Genomic DNA, 2012 nt, shown 5'->3' on the forward strand with positions numbered 1-2012 from the left:
GGAGGGGAGAGGGGCGGGCGCTGTCGGCTGCGTTCTCAGTCCAGGACGCGGGCCAGGGCGAAGCCGTCGTAGCCCTTCGTGCCCACCGTCTGCAGTGCCGTGCCGGTCAGCTTCGGGTGCCGGGCGATGATTTCGAGCGCCTCGCGGGTGCCCTGGATGCTCGGCTCGGTGCTTGCCGCGTCCGTCACCGCGCCGCTTCGTACGACGTTGTCGACGATGATCAGGCTGCCGGGGCGGGTGAGCTTGAGCGCCCACTCCACGTAGTGCGGGTTGTTGGCCTTGTCCGCGTCGATGAAGACCAGGTCGAAGGGTTCGGGGTGCTCGATCGCGAGCGCGGTCAGCGAGTCGAGGGCCGGGCCGACGCGGACCTCGGTGATCTTGTCGAGGCCGGCGCGGGCGAGGTTGCCGCGGGCCACTTCGGCGTGGACGGGGGAGTACTCCAGGGTGATGAGCCGGCCGTCCGCGGGCAGGGCGCGGGCCAGCCAGATCGTGCTGTAGCCGCCGAGCGTGCCGATCTCCAGGATGCGGCGGGCGCCCTGGATCTGCGCGAGGAGCTGGAGCAACTTGCCCTGGTTCGGTGCCACGCTGATCTGCGGCAGACCGGCGGCGTCACTGTCCCGCAGGGCGGCGGTGAGCGCCTCGTCGGCGGGGGCGAGCAGGTCGGTGAAGTAGTGGTCGACTGCGGTCCACTGCTGCTGGGACATGGGTGATCGGCCTTTCGGGGTGCGGAGTTGGAGTGCCTCTGTCTTCTGGGTTTCTAGTTTGGGTGTCTAGTTAGTTTTGCTAAAGATGCTAGCGGGGTGGGGGGCTAATGTCAGTGGTGACTCGCATACTGGGGGCGTTGGGCCGAGTCGGTGGTCTGCGGACTGCGGGGGTTGAGATGACATACGGGATTGGGCAGATGGTGCCCGCGGCGGCGATCCGGGGCCTTGCCGACCGGTGGCTTCCGTTGATGGCCGAGCCGAGGGAGGACGGGACTCCGCACGGGACTCCGGGGGATTTCGTGTGTTCGCCCGCCGGGCTGTGGCTCGCGCTGGCCGCCGTCGCGGTGGGGGCGCGGGAGGAAACCGCCGGTGAGCTGCGGGAGTTGCTGGGCGTCGCCGACGTGGAGGCCGCGGATGCGGTGACGGCCGCGGCGCAGGCCCTCGCCGGTACGGACGCGGTGGCGGTCGCCACGCGCGTGTGGAGCCGGGTGCCGGTGTACCGGGCCTATCGGGAGTCGCTGCCGGATGTCGGGTTCGGGCCGATGGACCCCGATGCCATCGACGCGTGGGTGCGCGACGCTACGGGCGGTCTGATCGAGCGGCTGCCGGTGGTGATCACTCCGGATGTGCTGCTTGTGCTGGTCAACGCGCTTGCGCTGAAGGCGCGTTGGGAGATCCCCTTCGAGGGGGCGGGCACGCGGGACCAGGACTTCACCGACGCGGTGGGCGTGCGGCACCGGGTGCCCACGATGCACCGGCCCGTTCCGCTGAACTGCGCGTGGACGGTGGGCGGAGCGAGCGTCGTCGAGCTGCGCTGCCGGGCCGAGGGCGGCCGGGCGCCGGCCCGCGTGCGCTTCGTGCTCGGTGAGCCGGGGGCTGGGCCCGCCGAGGTGCTGCCGCTGGCGTGGGCGCCGGAGGGGCGCTGGACGGGGATCGACGCGGAGCAGATCAATATGGCGCTGCCTCGGATGTCCCTGCGGACGCGGGTCGACGCGACGGAGCAGTTGGCGGCGCTGGGGGTGCGGTGGGCGATGAGCGCGGGGGCGGACTTCTCCGGGATGTCGCCGGAGCGGCTCGCGATATCGCAGGTGGTGCAGGAGGCCGTGGTGAAGGTGGCCGAGGAGGGGGTTGAGGCGGCTGCGGTCACTGCCGTGCCGATGGCTCCCGGTGGTGCGCCGTATGTCCCTCGACGGATCGAGTGGATCGCCTTCAACCGGCCGTTCGGGGTTGTCGTGCTGGACGGGGCGGGGGAGGTTCCGTTGCTGTCTCTTATAGACATCTGACGCTGCCGACGAATAGCCTTGTGTA

General features: G+C 70.6%; 2 protein-coding genes. One reads left to right on the plus strand and one right to left on the minus strand.

Features of this window, described 5'->3' with window-relative positions:
• Window positions 1–35: 35 nt before the first annotated feature.
• Window positions 36–704 carry an O-methyltransferase gene (locus tag E2651_RS42825; RefSeq protein ID WP_135336665.1) on the minus strand — a complete coding sequence of 223 codons (669 nt, stop codon included), beginning with the start codon at window positions 702–704 and terminating at the stop codon, window positions 36–38.
• Between the two features lie 248 nt (window positions 705–952).
• On the opposite strand from E2651_RS42825, the gene E2651_RS42830 reads away from it, so the two are divergent.
• Window positions 953–1987: a serpin family protein gene (locus E2651_RS42830; protein WP_135336666.1), complete on the plus strand. Its 1035-nt coding sequence runs from the start codon at window positions 953–955 to the stop codon at window positions 1985–1987.
• Window positions 1988–2012: the final 25 nt, after the last annotated feature.

The sequence above is a fragment of the Streptomyces sp. MZ04 genome (genome assembly GCF_004684775.1).
Lineage (GTDB): Bacteria > Actinomycetota > Actinomycetes > Streptomycetales > Streptomycetaceae > Streptomyces.